This is a genomic window from Chryseobacterium sp. YR221 (assembly GCF_900176315.1).
Classification (GTDB): Bacteria; Bacteroidota; Bacteroidia; order Flavobacteriales; family Weeksellaceae; genus Chryseobacterium; species Chryseobacterium rhizosphaerae.
On the sequence record NZ_FWXM01000004.1, the window covers coordinates 153,874 to 176,325 of the forward strand.

Consider the following 22,452-nt stretch of genomic DNA (forward strand, 5'->3'; position numbering starts at 1 on the left):
TCTAATTTTTTAGTTATTAATAATGACATTTACCACACTCAAGACCTCCAATAGCATCTACAGTGATTTTACCTCCATCCTTAGGATATTGTTTTTTCAACTTGTCATGTAGATTCTTGAAGTACTCTTTATTATAACCGTTGTTCATATCAACTTCAGTAGTTCTGTGGCACTCAATACACCATCCCATAGTAAAGTCGTTAGCCATTTGAACAACATTCATTGTATCAATTTTTCCGTGACAAGCTTTACATACAACATCAATTTTGTTGTCTGGATTCTTTTTGTTGAAAGAATTGATGATTGCTTGCTCACCAGCTACTACGTGTTGAGAGTGGTTGAAGTACACGAAGTCTGGCATGTTGTGGATTCTTGTCCATTCAACCGGCTGTGTTTTTCCTGTGTACTGTTGTTTTGCAGGATCCCAACCTGTTGCAGCATAGATCTTCTGGATTTCTCCGTCATAGAATGCCTTGTCTTTTCCTGGCTCCATGTAGTGATCTGCGTTGTATTCAGAAATTGTTCTGTGACAGTTCATACAAACGTTCATAGAAGGAATTTCAGATACTTTCCCGTATTTAGCACTAGAGTGACATAACTGACAGTCAATTTTCTGTTCTCCAGCGTGAATTTTGTGAGAGAAGTAGATAGGTTGTTCTGGTTTGTACCCTTTGTACACCCCGATCCACATTAACCAGTTCCATACTCCGTAAGCTGCAAGAATAGCCAGAATAGTTAAAGCTATCTTACCTACGTAGTGGAACTTCTCATACATTTCCTTGAACGAACGAACTCTTGTTTCATTAAGACCCGCTAATTCTTCAGACTGACCCAGTGTTACCAGTTGTCTTAGTTTTACCAAGATCCAAACTAATAAACCTGCAATCGCTAAAAGAGAAATGATGACAATGTTTGTAGTAGTTTTGTCTGCAGGTGCTGCCGCGGCTGCGCCAGTTGCAGGAGTTGCTTCCGGTTTTTTCTCTTCCGGAGCCGGAGGATTAGTAGTGAAAGCTAAAATGTCATCAATATCCTTCTCTGTAAGATTAGGAAACTGTAACATCTCAGTCTTATTATACTTTTCAAAAATCTCATTGGCGTATTTATCCCCAGAAGCTCTAAGAGCTTTGTTGTCTTTGATCCACTTGTGAAGCCAATCTTTGTCTACACCGCCCTCTGTCTTTACACGTTCTACAACCCCTTTTAATGGTGGTCCAATAACCTGTTTGTCCAGCGCGTGGCATGCAGTACAATTCGCTTTGAAAAGTTTCTCTCCGTTTTTAGGATCGCCGTCTTGCCCGTAAAATGAAGCACTGGTTGATAGCAATAAGCCTATTGCGATCAACGTTTTTTTATAATGCTTTCTCCAACTAATCATTTAAATTATCTTATGTTAGTAAAATTATTGAACATATCAATCCCGCAAAAATAATATTTTTAACACTAATTTAACGGCATATAAAAAGGGGAAAATGTCATTTAAGGTTAATTTGTATTGATTCTAAATAACCTGTTTGGTATAGTTTTTTAATTTGTATAAATTTGCGGAAACAAGTTTAAATGAGAAATCTGATCAAAATATTTTCAATATTATCATTATTAGGATTTTATAATATTGAAGCACAGCAAGTTGTTAAAAAGGATACGCTTTCGGGAACGGAGCTTGTCATGACAATGGATTCAAAAATTAATGCTGCCTTGGAAGGAATTGAAGGTAAATGTTCCAAAGTTGCGAACAATGTTCCAACTAAAGATTCTAATAATACCGATAATGGCATTTCTACTGGAGGCATGACGAAGCCACCTAAAATTTATGTTCCAAATAGAGAGCTTACCAATGCTGAGATTTGTAAAAAAAATCCTAGAATTTTAGGATTTAAAATTCAGATTACAACAGTGAAAAGCAATGAGGAAGCTAATGAGGTGAAGGCTTATTTCAGAAAAAGATTTCCCAATCTTAAGGTGGAAACGGATGCTTCTTTAAGACCAAATTATAAAATTTTAGCTGGAAGTTACTTTACAAAACAAAGTGCTGCAGGTGATCTTTCAAAAATCAGAGAATATTTCAAATCTGCAGTTGCTGTACAGTACAGAATTTTCTGTGCGGAAGCAAAATAAAGGAGATTTGATTTCAAATACTAAAAAGGCTGAGAAACTATTCTCAGCCTTTTTTATTGGTAATAAGTTTCCAGGAACCAGAAAAACTCGGACATTCTATACCAGTTGTTGGTCAGCAGGTAAACAAACAGCAGAGCAACGGTCAATGTTAAAAATGCTGATATTCTGGGTGATGATCTGTAAGCATAGAAAAGCCATCCTATGAGCAGTGGGTAGACAAAAACAAAGTGTCCTCCATAGATGTAAGAGGTGTGAAGACCGAATCTCATAACACAGTGGATGATCATATCAACAAAAAATGAGATCATAATAATCTGGACCCATTTGTTTTTAAAATTCTTACAATAACTCCAACTTATCAGTGCCAGTAATATTCCTACGAAAATATATGAAAACACTGATGAATACGACTCCATATAAAGTGCTTTAAAGGAAAAGCCTTTCATATTGTGTTTGTCAGAGATGATAAAACTTGGGAATAAAATATTACCGCCAAAAAAGAAAGAAAGGATCATATCCCAGGTGGGTATGGATTCTACATTAGAGAATTTTTCATACTGTTGGTTGGTTTTTGAAAAGATATTCTGATACTTAAAATCAATTCGGTTCAGATAGAGTAGTGCATAGCAAATAATGGCGATAGCTCCCCTTAGTACTGCATTACCTACTTTCCTCCAATCCCTGAAAAGACCTTTTTCAAAAAATACCGGAATAAAAACCTTGACAAGATTGGTTATAGTAAGGCCTCCAATGCTAATGACTGCCAGTGATAACGCTGCTGTAGGTGTTTTTTCCTGTTTTCTTAGTTTGATGGCCGCATAGTGGTTGTATAGGCTAAGTAAGAATAGAGTGTAAGTGAAGTTTTCAGGAGTGAACGACAGGATGATATTCGTTGAAAAAACACCAAAAAACAGGATGATGAGTACATTAAGCGGTAAAGGAAGTCTGATAATATTTTTTAAGTATTTAAAAACCTGAACAATATTCAATGTGATGATGATGTTGCTGAACCATGCCAGTGTAAGCCTGAAATTAGCATCCATTTTACCTCCTGAAATAAAAAGTGAAAATTCTCTGATCCAATTGAAAAAATAATAGGACAGGGGGTGTCTCTCGAAGCTTCCTCCGGTCATAAGGATGGATTTGTTATCAAAACTAAAGTACGCATCCCATGGAATTCTGCTGTCAAATATTATTCTGTAGTTGAGTGCTATGTAAGATCCGAGGATTCCATAGCAGGTGATAAAAAATATAAAAACAGCCACTTCTGTATAAGTGGAAGGAAATACCAGCTTTAAAAAATGAATAAGTTTTGTTTTGATCAAAGACACGGGTCAGATTTTTTGCAAAAGTAAAAATAAAAAGCTCACCATATCAGGTGAGCTTCTAAGATTATATAAATTTAAATCGCTTAGTTTTTTACTACTTTTCTTGTAGAAGAACTTCCGTCCGTAAATACCACCTTTACTAAGTATGTCCCTTTTGGGAATGAAGATATATTTGGATTTTCGGAATTTGTCTGTAGTAATGATTTTCCTGTCATATCAAAAACGGAAGTAGCTTTTATTTTTTTATCAGTTTTGATATTGATTTCTCCTTTAGTAGGATTAGGATAGATGTCTAAAGATGCTTTTTTTGAAACGGCTTCATGAGTGGCTAATGTACCGCTGGTAAGAACCTGAACGTCATCTAAAGAAACTGCATCAGCATCTGTTGCTGTGTACTGAAACCTGATTTGAACATTTGCCTGTCCGGCATAAGCAGATAAATCTTTTTGAACTTGTACAGTGTTGTATAAATCTGTAGCTTCGTTTCCATCTCCATCATCAGTGAAACCTGCTTCTGTATCTTCATCCCAAAGAGTTGTCCATGTGGTTCCACCATTTGTTGATATCTGTGCAATGAGGTTTCCGTTGTCTAAATCGATCATATAAGACCATCCTACTACCACTTTAAATTTTAATGCAGGATTTGTTGTTCCTACCAGGCTGAAAGATGGGCTTATCAGGTTGGCAACATTGTTTGATGCTGAATAGTCTATTGCAGCAGAAGTCGTTCCATTAATGGAATAGGTTGTTACTGCTGCTGCTCCACTTGATGGAAAAGTACTAGCTACATTAGATGGTCCCCATGGTCTTGAGGCTAAAGTTGCTGATCTTGTCCATCCTGTAGGGGGGAAGGTTCCTTCAAAACTTTCAGACAGTACTGTCTGCGCGCTGCTATAAAAGCTTGCTAATAATGCAAAAGATAATAGAGTTCTTTTCATGAGAATATTTTTTTTCTAAAATTAGTAAAAATATTTTAATGACATAATGATTATTCAATATATGAAGAAAAATATTAACTTTTTGCTAAGAACTACAGGAAAGTGTAGAACATCCGGTAATGTCATCGTAGTTGTTTGGCCGTTTGGCTGAAAACTCCGGATACCTCTCCTCATAAGGGTTTTCTAGTGCATCTGTTAGTTTTTCAAGCATGCTTGTTTCCCCAATACTGATCTCTTCAATACATTCATAGAGAAGATAGTTTCTTAATGTGAATTTAGGGTTTGTTTTTTTCATTATAGCTAAAGACTGTTCCCTTGAAACAGTGTTTAGGCTTAGCCGGGAGTTGTATGTACTAAGAAAATCCTCGAGTTTTTTCAGTTTTTCATCATTCACAAGACTGTAGGAAACACGGTTAAAGAAGTCTTTTACATCAGTAGTTGAAGTTGATTTTTCTAGATAATTGAAAAATAAAGTGTAATCCAGCTGTAATTCCTGCATCAAACCCTGCCAGTTGGTAAAAAAATCTTCATCATCTTTAAGCAACTCATCAAAACCGAATTTTGCACAAAGCATTGTATCGTGGCTTTCCCAGAAATGGGTACCAAAATGATTTAAGGTATCTTCTAAAAATTTCTCATCTTTAATTAAAGGATGAAGAGCATTGGCAAGCTGCCAGAGATTCCATTGGGCAATCTGACCTTGTTTTCCGAAAGCATATCTTCTTCCCGGAAGATCCGTTGTATTGGGCGTAAAATTCAAATCGTATTCATCCATCATTGAATAAGGTCCGTAATCTATGGTTAGTCCTAAGATAGACATATTGTCTGTATTCATTACTCCGTGCACAAAGCCTACTCTGAACCATTCAACAGCTAAATTGGCAGTTCTTGTACAGACGTTTTCAAAAAAATCTTTATATCTCTGTATGCCTGACGAAGTCACTTCAGGAAAATAATTCTCAATGGTAAAATCTACCAGTTCCTGTAAGGTTTTATATTCCCCTTGGGCAGACATGAGCTCAAAATGTCCAAAACGGAGAAAGCTTTCGGCGGTTCTTATGACCACAGCTCCTTTTTCCAGTTGAGGATTTCCGTTATACATCATATCACGAACCACGTCTTCTCCTGTAAAAGCAAGACTTAAGGCTCTTGTAGTAGGAACTCCCAGGTGATACATTGCTTCACTCATCAGATATTCCCGTACAGAAGATCTTAATACGGCTCTTCCGTCTGCATGTCGCGAGTAAGGGGTTGCACCAGCTCCTTTCCATTGCAGTTCTGTTTTTTTGCCTAAGTCATTTTCAATTTCTCCGGCCAGAATCGCTCTTCCGTCTCCAAGCTGTCCTGCCCAGTTTCCAAACTGATGGCCGGCATAAGCTGTGGCATAGGTTTGAATGTTTTCGGGAAGTCTGTTTCCAACCAGAAAATCCAGATCTTTTTCTTCAAAAACTCCTATTCCTATTTCTTCCGAAAGCGTTTTGTTGAAGGCTATTAATTTCGGATGATCAAATCCTGCTGGGCTAATGGTAGCAAATAAAACCTTGGGAGTATTTCTCTGTATAAGGTTACCGGAAAAATCCCCTGGAAATTTCTTGATGAAAGGCTGTCTGATACGTTCGATATTCATACCTCAAAGGTATTAATTATAAAAGAAAAGACCTTTCAATAATTTGAAAGGTCTTGTGTATTTCTAAAAGAGAATTTATTTATTAAAATCTACCTCATCGTTAGAGTGAAGATTCTCATTGATGTTTTCCTCTTTCTTTTCTGTAGTTTTCTTAGGAGTAGGGTCTGCTGCTCTAGGGTTTTTAATTTCGTCGATTGTTTGAAGACTTCCATCATCTCCATAGCCTCCGCTTAAGCCCTTAAGGTTTGAGCAACCGTCTTTCCAGTCTGAAGGTTTAATGAACTTATCATCCGGTGATACTCCCAGGGTTTTATCTGCCCATACCTTTTTCATATAGATAGCCCAAATTGGTAATGCCATTCTAGCTCCCTGTCCTTCACCGGTTCCAAAGAAGTGAGTTGCTCTGTCTTCCCATCCAACCCATGCTCCGGTTGCTAGCTTAGGAGTAATCCCCATAAACCATCCATCAGAGTTGTTCTGTGTGGTACCTGTTTTGGCTGCAATCTCTACACCTTTTGAAATCCCTCTTCTTCCAAGTTCTCCTGAAGCTGTTCCGTACTGTGCAACACCTTTCATTAATTCAATCATGGTGTAGGCGTATAATGGGTTCATGACTTCTTTCGGCTCAACATTTACTTCTTTGATTACTCTTCCGTTGGCATCTTCAATTCTCCAGATCATTTCCGGTTTGTTGTGATTTCCATAATTGGCAAAAGTACTGTAAGCACCTAGCATTTCATAGATGGTAATATCTGATGAACCAAGGGCAATTGTATTGTTTCTTGGGATGTCTTCCGTTACTCCAAGATCTCTAGCAGTCTGGATTACTGCGTCTACGCCCGTCATTTCAATCAGTCTTGCTGCAATCGGGTTTTGAGAGTGTGCTAAACCGTCTTTTAAAGTAAGCATTCCTCCCCTTCCCGGAACATGCCATCCATTGTGGTCATAAGTTCCGTTGGAAACTGTTGAACAAGGGGTCATTCCAAGTTTCATGATTGCTGTAGCGTATACGAAAGGCTTGAAGGTAGATCCTACCTGTCTCTTACCTTGTTTGATATGATCATATTGGAAGTGCTGCCAATCGATACCTCCTACCCAGGCTTTGATTTCTCCGGTTCCCGGAACCATAGACATTAGTCCAGCCTGTGCAATCTGCTTGTGGTATCTGATAGAATCCCAAGGTGACATTTCCACTTCTTCCTCTCCACTCCATGTAAATCGGGATGTTTTGATAGGTTTTTTAAACTCCATCATAATAGAATCCTCAGGCATACCATCAGCTTTTAACAGCTTATATCGGCCGGTTCTTTTCATGGCCTGAAGCATTACCTGGCTGATCTGTTTATCTGTAAGATAGTAGAATGGTCTGTTTTTTCTTCCTCTTTGTTCAGCGTCAAATCTCTTTTGAAGATCTGTTAAGTGTTCTTTGATTGATTCTTCGGCATACTTCTGCATTTTAGAATCAAGAGTAACATATATTTTTAAACCGTCTTTATAAAGGTTTAGCTTTTTGCCGGTTTCTTTTTCATATCCTGCCAGGTATTTGTCAATTTCCTTTCTCAGGTAAAACTTATAATACGCGGAATATCCGTCAGTGATGCTTTTAATAGGGTGGAAGTCTACTTCCACAGGAGTATTGATTGCTTTTTCATACGTAGCAGCATCAATATATCCGGTTTTCTGCATTTGATCCAATACAACATTCCTTCTTTCCTTTGCCTTTTCAGGGTATCGGTAAGGATTGTTTTTTCTTGGGTTTTCAAGCATGGCTACAAAAGTTGCCGCTTCAGGCAGGGTAAGCTCCGAGGTTTTTTTATTAAAATAAACCCTGGAAGCCATTTCAACACCGTTTGCATTGAAAAGGAAATCGAATTTGTTGAAATAAAGGGTGATGATTTCTTCCTTTGTATATCTCTTTTCAAGACTTACTGCTACTACCCATTCTTTAAGCTTTTGGAAAGCTCTTTCTACTTTGTTTTGAGAAGCCGTTCCCGTGAAAAGAAGCTTTGCCAGCTGCTGGGTAATGGTAGAACCTCCTCCACGTCCCCCTCCGTATGCAACGGCTCTGGCAATAGAGTATAGGTCAATTCCTGAATGTTCTTTAAAACGTTCATCTTCTTTAGCTTGTAATGCATAAATAAGATAGGGAGGAAGATCTTTGTAAACAATAGGCTGTGTTTTTTCTTTTTCAAACTTACCCAGAGTAACGCCATCTGAAGAGATGATTTCAGAAGCGACAAAGATATCCGGATTTTCAAGTTCTTTTACATCCGGCATTTCTCCAAGGAAACCTTGAGAAACAGCGAAGAAAAGGCCTGAAATTCCTAATACTACTGCAATGAGCCCAATCCAAATAAATGAAACCCATTTTTTCCAAGAGGTATTTTTCTTTTGCTTGGGAGGCAGAGGGAAAGTTTTCCCTTTATTTCCTGTATTTTTTCTGTTTTCTTCCATTTATGATTACGGTTTAGCCGTTTCTAATTTTACCCCAATATCTTCAATTCCCGGAAGGTTGTCATTCCTCATAGCCTGAGTCAGCCCGATTTCATATTTTCCTTTTCCTGGAAATTTATAATTCAATTTATACTGAAACAACGTTTCCTTTGTATCACCAAAGCCTGTACCAAGCCATTCTCCATTGGGTTTTGCCAAAACATAATTCAAGGTGTCGGTTTCCTTTTTTTTGTTCTGGAGATTGGTGAAATTGACAATGAACCTTATATTGCTGTAAGGATAATCGTTATTATTCCTTACAACAAATATAATATTTTTAGGATTCTGCGGATCTGAAATTTCAAGATTAAATTTTTGCTCACTTTTCTTATTCCATTTGTTATCAACGGAATTCATCATGACATCTTCTCCTGAAGAAGAAGTACAGCTAAAGAAAAGGATAAGGGAAAATAATCCTAAAATGTTACGCATCTTTATCTTTTTTTGGAGGATATTTCTTTTTAAATTTCTTCTTATTAGGGTTGGTTTGTGGCTTATTCTCAGAGTCAGCACTATTTTCTGTCTTTTCCACAGGACGTTTTTGTTGTGGATTAGGCTTTTGTTGTTTAGGCTGCTGATTTCCAGATTGAGCATTTGGATTTTCAGGCTTTTCAGATCTTTCCGGTCTGTCCTGTCTTTCCGGTCTGTTTCTCTTCTGTCCTTGCCCTTGCCCTTGTCCCTGCTGAGGGTTGTTTGGCTTATTCTGGTTATTTCTGTTTCTGTTTCCTCTGTTTTTCTTTTCGAAACGGTCTACATTGTTTTCCTGAATAAGGTCAATGCTTTGAAGAGGAGAGTCAGGTTGTTTTAAATCTTCCAGAGGAAGCGTTCTTTCGCCTCTTTTGTTCTTTGAAATTAATTTTTTTACAAGATCAATATCAAAATCATACCAGGCAATAGAACTGTCTACATAGGCAAACCACATTTTCTTTTTGAAGACATCTATTTTAATACAGAATGCTCTTCCTTTTTCTGTTTCCAAAACGGTTGAAGAAGATGGGAAATTGCTTAATGCATCCAGATAACTGTCCAGTTCGTAGTTCAGGCAGCATTTAAGCTTTCCGCATTGTCCAGCCAGCTTTTGAGGGTTGATACTCAGCTGCTGATATCTTGCTACATTGGTGTTTACAGATCTGAAGTCGGTTAGCCAGGTTGAACAGCAAAGCTCACGTCCACAAGAACCTATACCTCCTACTTTTGCCGCTTCCTGTCTGAAACCGATCTGTTTCATGTCGATCTTTGTTCTGAAAGAGCCGGCGTATTCTTTTATCAACTGTCTGAAATCCACTCGGGTATCAGCGGTATAATAAAATGTAATTTTTGAAGAATCACCTTGATATTCCACGTCTGTGACTTTCATTTCAAGTCCTAATCTGTGGGCAATTTTTCTTGCTTCAAGTTTTACTGCATCTTCTTTTTTTCTTGCTTCCTGCCATACCTCAAGATCTTTTTGGTTGGCTTGTCTGTATATTTTTAGTGCTGATTCTTCAGATGATTTTTTCTTTTTCATCTGAATTTTCACTAATTCTCCGGTAAGGCTTACAACACCTACATCGTGTCCCGGGCTTGATTCTACTGTAACTACGCTACCAATATGTAAAGGGATATTATTTACATTTTTATAAAAAGATTTCCTGTCATTTTTAAACCTAACTTCTACAAAATCACACCTGTTAGGTGCTGGATTGTTGATGTTAGAAAGCCAGTCAAAAACACTTAATTTATAACTATTCCCGCAGGTATTTACATTTTCACAACCACTCGCAGTCTTCTTGGGACCGCAAGAATGTGCAGAATCGCCGGATGTTTTGCATCCACAACTCATATTACTATTATTTATAATCTTGCAAATTTATGTATTTTTATCTTTATGCAATTCTAAAATATTTAAATATTCAATAACCTTGTTGTTTAATGTTAAACAAAATAAATGAATGTGTTTTTATATGCTCTTAAGTGTTTAAAAACAATGATTTTATAGTTTATTTTATTCAAAGTGTTATTTTAAACATAATTTTCTTTAGGTATATTGTTTAAAATATTGGGAAATATTAACAGACGTATTCAAAATAACTTTATATTTGGGTTATATAATAATAGTCTATGAAAAAAATATTAGTATCAACTGCTTTATTGGCGGGGGTTTTATCTTACGCAGGGGGCTTCAGAGTTTCTTTGCAGGGGGTGAAACAGTTGGCAATGGCGCATACTAGTGCTCATGCCGAAGACGCGAGTGTGACATTCTTTAACCCGGCGGGTATGTCATTTATCCCTTCCAAACTGAGTGTAGTGGCTGGAGGGTTTGGTGCAAGTAATAAAGTTACTTTTCAAAACTTAAATACTTTACAAAGCACAGAAACAGATAATCCTCTGGGAACACCTATCTACGCAGCGATTACTTATAGACCCATAGAAAAGCTTTCCGTAGGTTTCAGTTTTTCCACACCTTTTGGAAGTACTGTTCAATGGCCGGAAAATTGGGAAGGAAAAGAATTGGTACAGAAAATGGAACTGAAGAGTTTTTATTTTCAGCCTATGGTTTCTGTGAAGCTGGCTCCTTGGTTGTCTTTTGGTGCTAGTTATATTTATGCAAGAGGAAAGGTAGACTGGGATAAAGCTGTAACACAATTTAATGGACAGGTTAACATCAATGATGAAAAAGCCAGTGGACATGGATATGGATTCGGTTTCTATTTCAGACCTGACCCTAAGTTGGATGTAAGTATTGCATACCGTTCAGCAATAGACATGAAGGCTAAAAACGGAACAGCTACATTCAAGTTCCCTACACAGTCTCCTTACTCGCTGTTAAAATTAAATGCAGCAGGACAAGACGGATTTTCAGCAACTCTTCCATTGGTTGAAGAATATACCATTGGTTTAACTTATAAGGTTACTCCGAAATGGCAGGTTTCTGCAGACTTTAACTATCATGGATGGGAAAGATATAGTAAACTGGTATTGGATTTTGACAATGCACCTCTTGCAACAAACAATCCATCAGATCCGACAGTTCTTGTAAATCCTAAGAATTTCAGAAACTCCAAGACATTCAGATTAGGTACTCAATATGCATTCACGAATATGATTTACGGACGTTTGGGGGCTTATTATGATGAATCTCCTTATTCCAATGAAAACTTTATTCCTGAAACGCCTTCATTTAATACTTATGTAGTGACTGGTGGGGTTGGATTCAAATTGAAAGAATTTGGGATTGATATTGCTGGAGGATATGCAATGCCTCAGGCTAGGGATGTAAATAACTCTGCTCTTGGGCTTTACGGACAGGCGAAAGCTAAAGCGTTCTACTTCGGTCTAGGCTTATCTTATAATCCTTTTTAATTAAATGACTATGAAAAAAATTATAATATCAACAATTGCTGTCTCTGCACTTCTTTTCACTGTAACGAGCTGTAATACAGATTTCGATGCAGATGTGAAAGATATTCCTGTAACGAAAGGAGACGCAGATTTTTCAAAATATATTTCTTTAGGAAACTCTCTTACTTCCGGATATCGTGACGGTGCCTTATACAGTAGTGGGCAGAATGAGTCCTATCCGAGTATGATTGCCGGACAGATGAGACTTGCGGGTGGAGGAGATTTCAAACAGCCTCTAATGCCTAATGATGTAGGAGGATTTAACAACCTTCCTGGTTTTCCTGGGAAATTAAACCTTCAGATTGTTAATGGATCCCCGGCTCCGGTACCAAGTGCTCCGGCGGCGGCATTGGATCTTTTGCCTGCTGGCAGTTCTTATAATAATATGGGGGTGCCGGGCGCGAAGTCATTCCATCTGGTTGCACCTGGATATGGTAGCCAGGCGGGTCTTCCACTTGGAACTGCTAACCCTTATTTTGTAAGATTTGCTTCTTCTGCCACAACAAGTGTTTTGGCTGATGCTATGGCTCAGAAAGCGACATTCTTCTCTCTTTGGATAGGAAATAATGATGTGTTATCCTATGCTACCAATGGAGGAACAAACTCTCAGACTGCAGGTGGAGTTACAACATATACTACTGCTACAGTTCAGACAGGAAATACTAACCCGGCTACATACAGATCAAATGATATTTCTGATCCGGCAGTAGTGGCGGGTTCTATTAAAGGAGTTTTGGACGGTCTTAAAAGTGTAGGGACCACTAAAGGGGTTATTGCAAACATCCCTTATGTTACTACTGTGCCTTTCTTTACAACAGTTCCTTACAATCCTTTGACACCAGCTGCTTTAGGGGCTAACCTGGCAACTCTTAATGCGAGTTTATATGGTCCTTTAAAGCAAGCGCTTACGGCTTTTGGTGCGGGAGATAGAATTAATCTTCTTTCTACTACTGCTTCCAATCCTGTTTTAATTAAAGATGTAGCTCTTGCGGATTTATCAGCTCAGCTTACAGCAGCTTTAACTCCTTCTTTAGGACCGGTGATGGCTGGTGCTTTCGGACAAATCTTTGGACAGGCAAGACAAGCTACTCCAAATGATTATATCCTGCTTACTACAAGTTCTGTGATTAATACTACCGCACCTGGTGTGCCTGCTCCGGTAAATGTGTATGGAATTTCTTATCCTTTACAAAACCAACATGTATTGACAAAAACAGAGGCTGGTTATGTAAAAACGGCAACAGATGCTTATAATGCTTCGATTAAATCACTGGCTGACTCTTATGGATTGGCTTTTGTAGATGCAAATGCTAAAATGACTGAATTGAACGGTCAATCGGGAATTTCATTTGACGGAGTGAAATATACAGCGAAGTTTGTGACAGGAGGGGCTTTCTCTCTTGATGGTGTTCACCTTACAGGACGAGGATATGGTGTCATTGCCAATGAGTTTATTAAATCTATAAATGCAAAATACAGATCTACATTACCACAGGTAGATCCAAACAAATATTCTGGTGTTAAATTCCCATAATAATTGATAAAATAAAAACTTAGAGACCACAGGAGTAATTCTTGTGGTTTTTTTTTAAATTTGCAAAATCTTTTAAAAAGTAAAAATGGCCGATCAGTTAAGTTATCTATTTTGTACAAGAACCAGCAGGGACTTGGCAGAGAAAATTGCCCAGCATTATGGGAAAGAATTAGGGAAAATCAACTTTCAGGAGTTTAGCGACGGGGAATTTGAGCCTGTTTTAGACGAATCTGTAAGAGGAGGAAGAGTTTTCTTAATAGGATCTACGTTTCCACCTGCAGACAATCTTTTGGAACTTCTCCTGATGATTGATGCAGCAAAAAGAGCTTCTGCAAAGAGCATTACTGTTGTAATTCCTTATTTCGGACTTGCGAGACAGGACAGAAAAGACAAACCAAGAGCGCCGATCGGTGCTAAGTTAGTTGCTAACCTTCTTACTGCAGCAGGAGCAACAAGAGTGATGACAATGGATCTTCACGCAGATCAGATTCAGGGATTCTTCGAGATTCCGGTGGATCACCTTTATGCTTCTACTATTTTCGTAGATTATATCAGATCTTTAAATCTTGATAATCTTACCATTGCTTCTCCGGATATGGGAGGTGCAAAAAGAGCTAAAAACTACGCGGGTCACCTGGGGGCAGAAGTAGTAATTGCTTATAAGGAAAGAAAGAAAGCAAACGTTATTGAAGAAATGTTCCTTATCGGAGATGTGACAGGTAAAAACGTAATCCTTATTGATGATATGATTGATACTGCAGGAACACTTTGTAAAGCTGCAGACATCTTGATTGAAAAAGGAGCAAAAACAGTAAGAGCGATGGCCACTCACGGAGTGCTTTCAGGTAAGGCTTACGAGAATATTGAGAATTCTAAAATAATGGAAGTTATTGTAACTGACTCAATTCCTGTTAAAAATAATTTGTCAACTAAAATAAAAGTGCTATCTTGCGCCCCGTTATTTGCAGACGTTATGACGATGGTTCATGAGCATAGATCAATTAGCAGCAAATTTGTTATTTAATTGATTTTTAGCAAATTACAAATTAAAACTAAAATAATTTTTTAAATTTTTTATAAATGAAATCTATTACAATTCAAGGTACAAAAAGAGAAAGCGTGGGCAAAAAGTCTACAAAAGCTTTACGTGATGCTGAATTAGTTCCTTGTGTTGTTTATGGAGGTGGTGCACCTTTGAACTTCTCTGCTGAAGAGAGAGCTTTCAAAGGATTAGTATACACTCCTGAAGCACACACGGTATCTATTGAAGTTGATGGTCAAACAATTCCAGCAGTTCTTCAAGATATTCAGTTTCACCCAATTACAGACAAAATTCTTCACGCAGACTTCTATCAATTAGCTGACGATAAGCCAGTTGTTATGGAGGTTCCTGTAAGAATTACTGGACGTTCAAAAGGTGTTGTTGCTGGTGGTGTTTTACGTCAGTCTTTCAGAAAATTGAAAGTAAAAGCTATTCCTGCTAACTTGCCAGACGAAGTAGTTGTAGATGTTACTCCATTAAGAATTGGTAACAAACTTTACATCGGAGGTATCAAAGCTGAAGGATATACTTTCATGCACCCGGACAATGCAGTTGTAGTAGCTGTTAAGATGTCTAGAAATGCAATGAAAGGAGGTGCAGCAGCAGAAGATGATGAAGATGAAGAAGAAGCTGCAGAAGTGGCTACTCAATCTCCTGATGTTCCAACAACAGAAGAGAAATCTGCAGAATAAGAATTGCTTATTTAAACAATATAAGAACCTGTCAATGTATTTGGCAGGTTTTTTATTTGGGGTAAGGATTCAGGAAAGACAATAGGTCAATGAATCTGGCTGCTAGTTCCGGTTTCAATCTTATCCATCGAATATTTCTATTAACTGACAAGAATCAGGCTTCAATCCAATGTATCCTTTCGGAAAAAAAGCCGTAAATTTGAAGTGTTCTAAATAAGGACGTTTTAATTTAAAATGTAAATAAATGTTTGACATTCAGGAAATAAGAGACCAGTTTTCTATATTGGGCAGGGAAGTGAACGGTAAACCATTGGTTTATTTGGATAATGCAGCTACATCTCAAAAACCAAATTCGGTGTTGGAAGTCTGTCATGCATATTATACAGAACTTAATGCTAATGTTCACAGAGGAATTCACACATTAAGTCAGCTAGCTACAGAAGAAATGGAGCTTTCAAGAAGAAAGATTCAAAAATTCATTAATGCTGAACATGATTTTGAAGTTATTTTCACAAAAGGAACTACAGAAGGGTTAAACCTCATCGCTTATATTTTAACTCAAAAATTAAAAAAAGATGATGAGATTATTATTTCCTATCTGGAGCACCATTCCAATATCGTTCCTTGGCAAATGCTTTGTGAAAGAACCGGAGCAAAACTTCGTGTTATTCCGATCGATGAAAACGGGATTCTTCAGATGGATCAATTTGATCAATTCCTAAGTGAAAAAACTAAAGTGGTTTCTGTAAACCAGGTTTCCAATGCGTTGGGAATTGTCAATCCTATTGAAGAAATCATATCAAAAACGAGAAAAAATACGGACGCCTATGTTGTTATTGACGGGGCTCAGTCTGCTCCTCACTTCAATATAGATGTTCAGAAAATGGATTGCGATTTCTTTGTGTTTTCCGGCCACAAAATGTATGCTCCGATGGGAACAGGTGTTTTATACGGAAAACGTGAAATATTGGAAGCGTTGCCGCCATTTCATGGAGGAGGAGAGATGATTGCTACTTGTTCTTTTGAAGGAACTACCTATGCAGGTCTTCCGTTTAAATATGAGGCAGGAACGCCAAATGTAGGAGGAAATATTGCTTTAGGAGCTGCGGTGGATTTTATGAACAAAGTAGGACATGAAAACATTCAGAATCATGAAAATGCATTGTTGGAATATGCTCAGAGACAGCTTCTAGAAATTGGAGGCATTAAAATTTATGGTGAAAAAGCTAAGAGAACAGGTGTTGTTTCTTTTAACCTGGAAGGAGTAGGGATTTCTTCCGATGTGGGAATGATCCTGGATAAAATGGGAATTGCTGTAAGAACAGGACACCACTGTACACAGCCTATTATGAACTTCTTTAATATTGCAGGAACGGTAAGAGCCAGTTTCGCTGTGTATAATACTTTTGGAGAAATTGATATTTTGGTAGAAGGAGTAAAGAAAGCACAACGAATGTTGAGTTAAATGAATCAATACGATATACATAAAAAGCCCTGTCAGTCAATGATAGGGCTTTTATTATTTCTATACGGATATTAATCCGGATTTAAAGCGTAGGTTTCCAGTCTACTACCGCTCTGATGAATGCTTCTGCATTTTCTACAGGAACGTTAGGTAAAATTCCGTGTCCCAGATTAGCAATATACCTGTCTTTTCCAAAACGGTTGATCATCTCGGTTACCATTTTTTTGATGGTTTCAGGAGTTGAGTGAAGCCTTGCAGGATCAAAGTTTCCCTGTAGTGTCATCGTATGATTGGTAAGTGTTCTTGCAAATTCCGGCTTAATAGTCCAGTCAACACCAAGAGCAGAAGCTTTAGACATGGTCATGTCTTCCAGTGCAAACCAACATCCCTTTCCAAATACAACCACATGGGTAAGTGGACTTAATGCCTCAACGATCTGATTGATGTATTGCCATGAGAATTCCTGATAATCAGTAGGAGAAAGCATTCCTCCCCATGAATCAAATATCTGTACCGCAGAAACTCCTTTTTCTACTTTTCTTTTCAGATAAGCAATAGTAGTATCTGTAATTTTCTGAAGTAATAGATGAGCTGCTTCAGGCTGCTGGAAGCAGAATGATTTTGCAATATCAAATGCCTTACTGCCTTTTCCTTCTACACAATAACAAAGAATGGTCCATGGAGAACCCGCAAAACCAATCAATGGAATTGCATTGTCTAATTTCTGAAGGGTAAGTTCAATAGCATCAAAAACATAACCTAATGTATCATTCACATCCGGAGTCTCAATATTCTGAACCTGTTCCATTGTTCTGATCGGAGTATCCAACCATGGTCCAACAGATTCTTTCATCTTGAAATCAATTCCCATTGCCTGAGGAACTACCAGAATATCCGAAAACAGGATCGCGGCATCCAAAGGAAATCGACGGATAGGCTGTAATGTAATTTCAGCAGCAAGTTCAGGGGTCTGACATCTTGTAAAGAAATCATATTGGTCTCTCAGAGCAATGAATTCCGGCAGATATCTTCCAGCCTGCCTCATCATCCAGACAGGAGGTCTTTCAACGGTTTCTCCGCGAAGTGCTTTTAAATATAGGTCGTTTTTAATCATAGTTTATTTGAAATGATATTGCCATCATATTGCTTGCTGACAATAAGTATTTTAGTAGGTAATATTGTATAAGAGTTTTCTGTACCCTCTTCTTTTATAGCGTAAGAAAGAATAATATCGTCCTTCTCTCTAACCAGATTTTTAATTAAAAAGTCAGTCGGTTTATTGGTTTCAACTCCGATTAGTGCAATGACATAATTCTTAGAAAAATCAATGCTGGTTGGCTTACCATCCTTTCCCATAGTTGTTGCCATTCCGAAAATGTCATCAAATTCCTGTTGAGAGGTGATTTTTTTGGAGGTGACAGCATTCGTTTTGTAAGTGTTTTTTACAAAATAATTTTTTGCTTCAGTGTAGGGAACTTTAGCGGTTTGATTTGCTTTTTGCTGTGTACAGGAAAAAGTAATAAATAACGCGGTCAATAAAATTACTAAATTTTTCATATTTGTTTGTTTTTATAAAATTTCACTATCATATCCAAAACTGATACCAGATCATTACTTTCAGAGGTGAAGATCTTTCCCTGGGTATAGTTTCTCAGTTCTCCGGAAGTGGTTTCTCCAATCGAAAAAAGATTCATATTCTCCAGAGAATTTTGCTTTGCAAAACTACGAACTCCGCTCGGACTAAAAAATACTGCAGCATGATATTTTTCAGTTATTAAAGGATTGATTTCCTCTGTGTTATATACGGTGACCTTTTTATACTTAATGTTTTGAAGCGGTAGATCCTTATCCAAAACATTAATAGCAAGATTGCCACAGAAGTGAAGGAATTGTTCGTGCTGGCATTTTCCGATAATAAATCCGGAAAGGACTTCTGCATTTCTCAGTACTTTAAAAGTTCCAAAGCCATGTTTTCTAAGTTCTTTCTTTGTTTTTTCACCCACACAGTAGATCTTATTGTAATTTTTCGCAGTAAAATCTTCATTTGGTTTAAAGCCGTTTTCGAAAAATGAAGACACTCCATTGACGCTGGTGAAGATCAATGAATAATTTTTCAGATCAAAAGGTGAGACTTTTAGAGGCTGTGTCTTAATGACCTCAATACAATCAACCGAGATATCCTCTCCTAATTTCTTGGATATAATCGCTTGGTCTATATTTTTGGTAAATAAGATTTTCATGTCTTTACGTTTGAAACTGAAAAAGGAGGGGAGGTAAAATATAAATCTACAATTTATACTTTGAAATAATCTTAGATCTGGCTTTTGATTTCTGCCATCAATTCTTTTCCACCGTTTTCAAGAACTACTTTCGCATACTTTTCTCCGAAATTGTCTGTAGTGTTGTATTCGAAATTTTCATCAACAGCAATACAGTTTTTACCATCCAGAGAACAAAGTGCAGCTTTGAAACGGATCTGATCACCGATGATTTCTGCAAAAGCACCAATTGGTGCAGTACAGCCTCCTTCCAAAGTGCTTAAGAAATTTCTTTCAATTTCTACACAGATTTGAGTGGGTGCATGATTGATCTGTTTTAATATTTCGTTGATCTCAGGTTTGTCAGAATGTCCGGCTACAGCAATAACACCTTGTGATGGTGCCGGAATCATTAATGGAAGCATTTCATAATCAATTTCCATTTTCATTCTTTTGATCCCTGCCAGAGATAGTAGGGTAGCATCAAAATTTCCATCTTCAAGTTTTTGAAGACGCGTCTGGATGTTTCCACGGATGTCCGAAAACTCAGTCTCAGGATAATGCTTTAGCCAGAATGCTCTTCTTCTTAAGCTGCTTGTAGCCAGTTTAAGCTCATGGAATTCTTTGTTTCTGGAAGATTCCTTTCTGATCAGGATGTCCTGAGGATAATCCCTTTCCAGATAGCTAATCATCTCAATATTTTGAGGTAACTGGGTAGGAACATCTTTTAAAGAATGTACGGCAATATCAATTTCGTCATTCAGTAAGGCAATATCGAGATCTCTTGTGAAAACTCCTGTAATTCCTAAAGAATATAGTGGTTGATTAAGATTCTTATCGCCTGAAGAGACGATAGGAACAATTTCTGTTAAATAATTGAGGTTCTGAAGGTGCCTCGCAACCTCTCTAGCCTGCCAAAGTGCAAGTGCGGAATTTCTGGTTCCAATTCTAATGCTTTTCATTGAATTCGTTGTTTGGTTGTTCAACTAATATTTCGTGCATTAATTTACTAATTTCTTCGGCTTTTAAAGGGTTATCGATGATATATTTTGCAAAACGGTTGGTAATTTTCTGGATCATTTTATCAGAAAGTTCCATGTCCGTGATGTTTATGTATTTATTCTTTTTATAAAAATTATGCATCTCATTGCGTTCCATATTCTTTAAAACGGCTTTGAAATGATGAATATTGGGAGCCAGCTTTCTCTTTTTCTCCCATTCAATGAAGTCTTTCATCAGCTCCTTGATAATCTTTTCTGCTTTTGGAATCTCTTTTTCCCGTTGCTGAATAGTTTCCTGGATTTGTTTTGAAAGCTCATCAACGTCTATTAATGTTACATTTTTATTTTCAGTCACATTTTTTTCAACGTTATGCGGAATAGAAAGATCGATTACCAATGTTTCCTTTCCGTTCGGAAAATGAGACTGGTTGATAATAGGGTGCTTTGCTCCGGTCGCCACAATGAGAATATCCGTTTCCTTTAATTCCTTGTCCACATCAGAATAATCAACATGGGGAATATTATATTTCTCAGAAATCTTTTCAGCTTTTTCCTGAGTTCGGTTGGCTATTTTTATTTTAGGCTGGTAAACGTGTTTTACTAAATTCTCAACAGTATTCTGCCCAATTTCACCCACCCCTAAAAGAAGAATGTTTTTTTCATTGATCCTCTTTTGGTTGTTTAAAATATAGTGAACGGCAGCATAAGATACAGAAGCCGCTCCGTTGGAGATTCCTGTTTCATTTTTTATTCTTTTCGAAATCTGAATAGCAGCATTGATCGCTCTTTCCAGATAAGGATTGGAATTCTGTCTTTCTTTTTTAAAACGGGTATACGCTTTTTTGATCTGACCGATAATTTCAAAATCTCCGATAATCTGACTCTCAAGTCCGGCGGCAACTCTGAAAAGGTGTATTAAAGCCTCTTCTTTTGTAAGAATATTGGCAAACTGAAGGAAATCCGTAAGATGTACTCCAATTGTTTTGCAGTATTCTTCAGCCACTAAAAGATAATTGGATGAAGTGGTATAAATCTCAGTCCTGTTACATGTAGAAACCACAAAAGCATCACCAAGATCTTCCTGATGGACCCGGGAAACGAAGTTTTTGATGTTCTCATCAAAGAATGCAAACTTTCCTCTCGTTTCTACATCGGCCTTTTCGTAGCTTATGGAAAGCACGGCAAAATTCGATGTTTGATGGATGTTGGAATACTGTAACATAAGCAGTCGCAAATTTACGCTTTTTTTAATTAACCAGCCTCTGATAGTGTATATGATAATTATCGTAAAAAACTATAGAGACCATCCGGAATTTATTGTAATGGGTAAATTTAGCGATTTTCAAACCGGCTTTTTACCCATTTTTAACCCATAATTTCCCCTGTTAATTTTAGTTTAACTCAAAGTCTGTAAACATCTAAAGTAAAAGTTAATAAAGAATTATAAATTTTAATAAAATTTTAACCAAATTATGTTGGTGTGAAATTTCTTTAGTAGTGTTAAATTTATATCTTTGTAAACTTAAAATCAGAAGAAATATATGAGTTTATTTGATATGTTTACGCAAGAAATTGCGATAGACCTGGGAACAGCTAATACCCTTATCATCCATAATAATAAGATTGTTATAGATCAGCCGTCAATTGTAGCAATTGAACGTTCTACGGGTAAACCCATTGCTGTTGGTGAACAGGCTAAACATATGCAGGGTAAAACTCATGAGGATATCAAAACAATTCGTCCTTTGAAGGATGGGGTTATTGCTGATTTCCACGCTTCTGAGCATATGATCAAGGAGTTTATCAAAAAAATTCCTGGAATAAAGGGTAAATTCATACAGCCTGCATTAAGAATTGTAATCTGTATTCCTTCTGGTATTACTGAAGTTGAAAAGAGAGCGGTAAGAGATTCTGCTCAAAAAGTAAACGCAAAAGAAGTAAGGTTGATCTATGAGCCAATGGCAGCAGCAATTGGGGTGGGGATCGACGTACAAAAACCTGAGGGTAACATGATCATTGATATAGGTGGAGGTACTACAGAAATTGCAGTAGTAGCTTTAGGAGGTATCGTATGTGATAAATCTGTGAAGATTGCAGGTGACGTATTTACCAATGATATTGCATATTACTTAAGAACTCACCATAACCTTTACATTGGGGAAAGAACTGCTGAGAGAATTAAAATTGAAGTAGGATCTGCAGTAGAGGATCTTGATGTAGACATTGAAGATATCCCGGTACAGGGTAGAGACCTTATTACAGGAAAACCTAAAGAAATTATGGTTGGATATAAGGAAATTGCACGTGCATTAGACAAGTCTATTATCAGAATTGAAGATGCTGTAATGGAAACCCTTTCTCTTACTCCACCGGAATTGGCTGCTGATATTTACAAAACAGGTATTTATCTTGCTGGAGGAGGAGCGTTACTAAGAGGTCTTGCGGATAGAATTCACAAAAAAACAGGTCTTCCTGTATTTGTTGCTGAAGATCCGTTAAGAGCTGTTGTTCGCGGAACTGGTATTGCCCTTAAGAATATGGATAAGTTCAATTTCTTAATTAAATAATTTTAACTTTT

Annotated in this window: 19 protein-coding genes; 7 read left to right on the forward strand and 12 right to left on the reverse strand. The window is 37.3% G+C overall.

The annotated features are described in order from the left end of the window. Positions 1-16: 16 nt before the first annotated feature. Positions 17-1,375: a c-type cytochrome gene (locus B8967_RS13130; RefSeq protein ID WP_047484643.1), complete on the reverse strand. Its 1,359-nt coding sequence runs from the start codon at positions 1,373-1,375 to the stop codon at positions 17-19. Between the two features lie 182 nt (positions 1,376-1,557). On the opposite strand from B8967_RS13130, the gene B8967_RS13135 reads away from it, so the two are divergent. Continuing rightward, positions 1,558-2,115 (forward strand): SPOR domain-containing protein, encoded by a 558-nt coding sequence (locus B8967_RS13135; RefSeq protein WP_084086401.1) that lies wholly within the window; start codon positions 1,558-1,560, stop codon positions 2,113-2,115. A gap of 53 nt (positions 2,116-2,168) precedes the next feature. Here B8967_RS13135 and B8967_RS13140 read toward each other — a convergent pair whose 3' ends face one another. The 6 genes from B8967_RS13140 to B8967_RS13165 form a co-directional block, all read right to left on the reverse strand. Further along, entirely contained in the window at positions 2,169-3,440 is a 1,272-nt protein-coding gene (locus B8967_RS13140; RefSeq protein ID WP_228406173.1) for a DUF6080 domain-containing protein, read from the reverse strand. 86 nt (positions 3,441-3,526) lie between these two features. Continuing rightward, a complete protein-coding gene (locus tag B8967_RS13145) occupies positions 3,527-4,381 on the reverse strand; it encodes a T9SS type A sorting domain-containing protein (RefSeq protein ID WP_047484647.1) in 855 nt (284 codons plus the stop codon). Positions 4,382-4,466: 85 nt separating this feature from the next. Next, on the reverse strand, positions 4,467-6,008 hold the full coding sequence (locus B8967_RS13150; RefSeq protein WP_084086402.1) for a protein adenylyltransferase SelO: 1,542 nt from the start codon (positions 6,006-6,008) through the stop codon (positions 4,467-4,469). Positions 6,009-6,083: 75 nt separating this feature from the next. Then, a complete protein-coding gene (locus tag B8967_RS13155; RefSeq protein WP_047484651.1) occupies positions 6,084-8,462 on the reverse strand; it encodes a transglycosylase domain-containing protein in 2,379 nt (792 codons plus the stop codon). Positions 8,463-8,468: 6 nt separating this feature from the next. Next, entirely contained in the window at positions 8,469-8,933 is a 465-nt protein-coding gene (locus B8967_RS13160) for a gliding motility lipoprotein GldH (RefSeq protein WP_084086403.1), read from the reverse strand. After that, entirely contained in the window at positions 8,926-10,323 is a 1,398-nt protein-coding gene (locus B8967_RS13165) for a PSP1 domain-containing protein (RefSeq protein WP_047484655.1), read from the reverse strand. The genes B8967_RS13160 and B8967_RS13165 overlap by 8 nt, the downstream gene beginning before the upstream one ends. Positions 10,324-10,601: 278 nt before the next feature. Between B8967_RS13165 and B8967_RS13170 the strand changes: the two genes are divergently transcribed. From B8967_RS13170 to B8967_RS13190, 5 genes are all read left to right on the forward strand, one after another. Next, complete coding sequence (locus B8967_RS13170) at positions 10,602-11,843, forward strand: OmpP1/FadL family transporter (RefSeq protein ID WP_084086404.1); 1,242 nt, start codon at positions 10,602-10,604, stop codon at positions 11,841-11,843. Positions 11,844-11,853: 10 nt separating this feature from the next. Then, entirely contained in the window at positions 11,854-13,416 is a 1,563-nt protein-coding gene (locus B8967_RS13175) for an SGNH/GDSL hydrolase family protein (protein WP_084086405.1), read from the forward strand. 85 nt (positions 13,417-13,501) lie between these two features. Then, a complete protein-coding gene (locus B8967_RS13180) occupies positions 13,502-14,440 on the forward strand; it encodes a ribose-phosphate pyrophosphokinase (RefSeq protein WP_047484660.1) in 939 nt (312 codons plus the stop codon). A 56-nt stretch (positions 14,441-14,496) separates the two neighbouring features. Further along, positions 14,497-15,150 carry a 50S ribosomal protein L25/general stress protein Ctc gene (locus tag B8967_RS13185; protein WP_047484662.1) on the forward strand — a complete coding sequence of 218 codons (654 nt, stop codon included), beginning with the start codon at positions 14,497-14,499 and terminating at the stop codon, positions 15,148-15,150. A 244-nt stretch (positions 15,151-15,394) separates the two neighbouring features. Beyond that, positions 15,395-16,615: a cysteine desulfurase gene (locus tag B8967_RS13190; protein WP_084086406.1), complete on the forward strand. Its 1,221-nt coding sequence runs from the start codon at positions 15,395-15,397 to the stop codon at positions 16,613-16,615. An 82-nt stretch (positions 16,616-16,697) separates the two neighbouring features. On the opposite strand, the gene hemE is transcribed toward B8967_RS13190, so the two are convergent. From hemE to hemA, 5 genes are all read right to left on the reverse strand, one after another. Continuing rightward, positions 16,698-17,729, reverse strand: a complete 1,032-nt coding sequence (gene hemE, locus B8967_RS13195) for a uroporphyrinogen decarboxylase (protein WP_047484666.1) — start codon at positions 17,727-17,729, stop codon at positions 16,698-16,700. Further along, positions 17,726-18,172, reverse strand: coding sequence for a hypothetical protein (locus tag B8967_RS13200; protein WP_084086407.1), 447 nt, complete (start codon positions 18,170-18,172; stop codon positions 17,726-17,728). The genes hemE and B8967_RS13200 overlap by 4 nt, the downstream gene beginning before the upstream one ends. Next, on the reverse strand, positions 18,169-18,855 hold the full coding sequence (locus B8967_RS13205; protein WP_084086408.1) for a uroporphyrinogen-III synthase: 687 nt from the start codon (positions 18,853-18,855) through the stop codon (positions 18,169-18,171). The genes B8967_RS13200 and B8967_RS13205 overlap by 4 nt, the downstream gene beginning before the upstream one ends. A gap of 71 nt (positions 18,856-18,926) precedes the next feature. Beyond that, positions 18,927-19,835 (reverse strand): hydroxymethylbilane synthase, encoded by a 909-nt coding sequence (hemC, locus tag B8967_RS13210; protein WP_084086409.1) that lies wholly within the window; start codon positions 19,833-19,835, stop codon positions 18,927-18,929. Continuing rightward, positions 19,822-21,096, reverse strand: a complete 1,275-nt coding sequence (hemA, locus tag B8967_RS13215) for a glutamyl-tRNA reductase (RefSeq protein WP_047484674.1) — start codon at positions 21,094-21,096, stop codon at positions 19,822-19,824. The genes hemC and hemA overlap by 14 nt, the downstream gene beginning before the upstream one ends. A gap of 319 nt (positions 21,097-21,415) precedes the next feature. Between hemA and B8967_RS13220 the strand changes: the two genes are divergently transcribed. After that, a complete protein-coding gene (locus B8967_RS13220; RefSeq protein ID WP_045491741.1) occupies positions 21,416-22,441 on the forward strand; it encodes a rod shape-determining protein in 1,026 nt (341 codons plus the stop codon). The last annotated feature ends 11 nt before the right edge of the window (positions 22,442-22,452 follow it).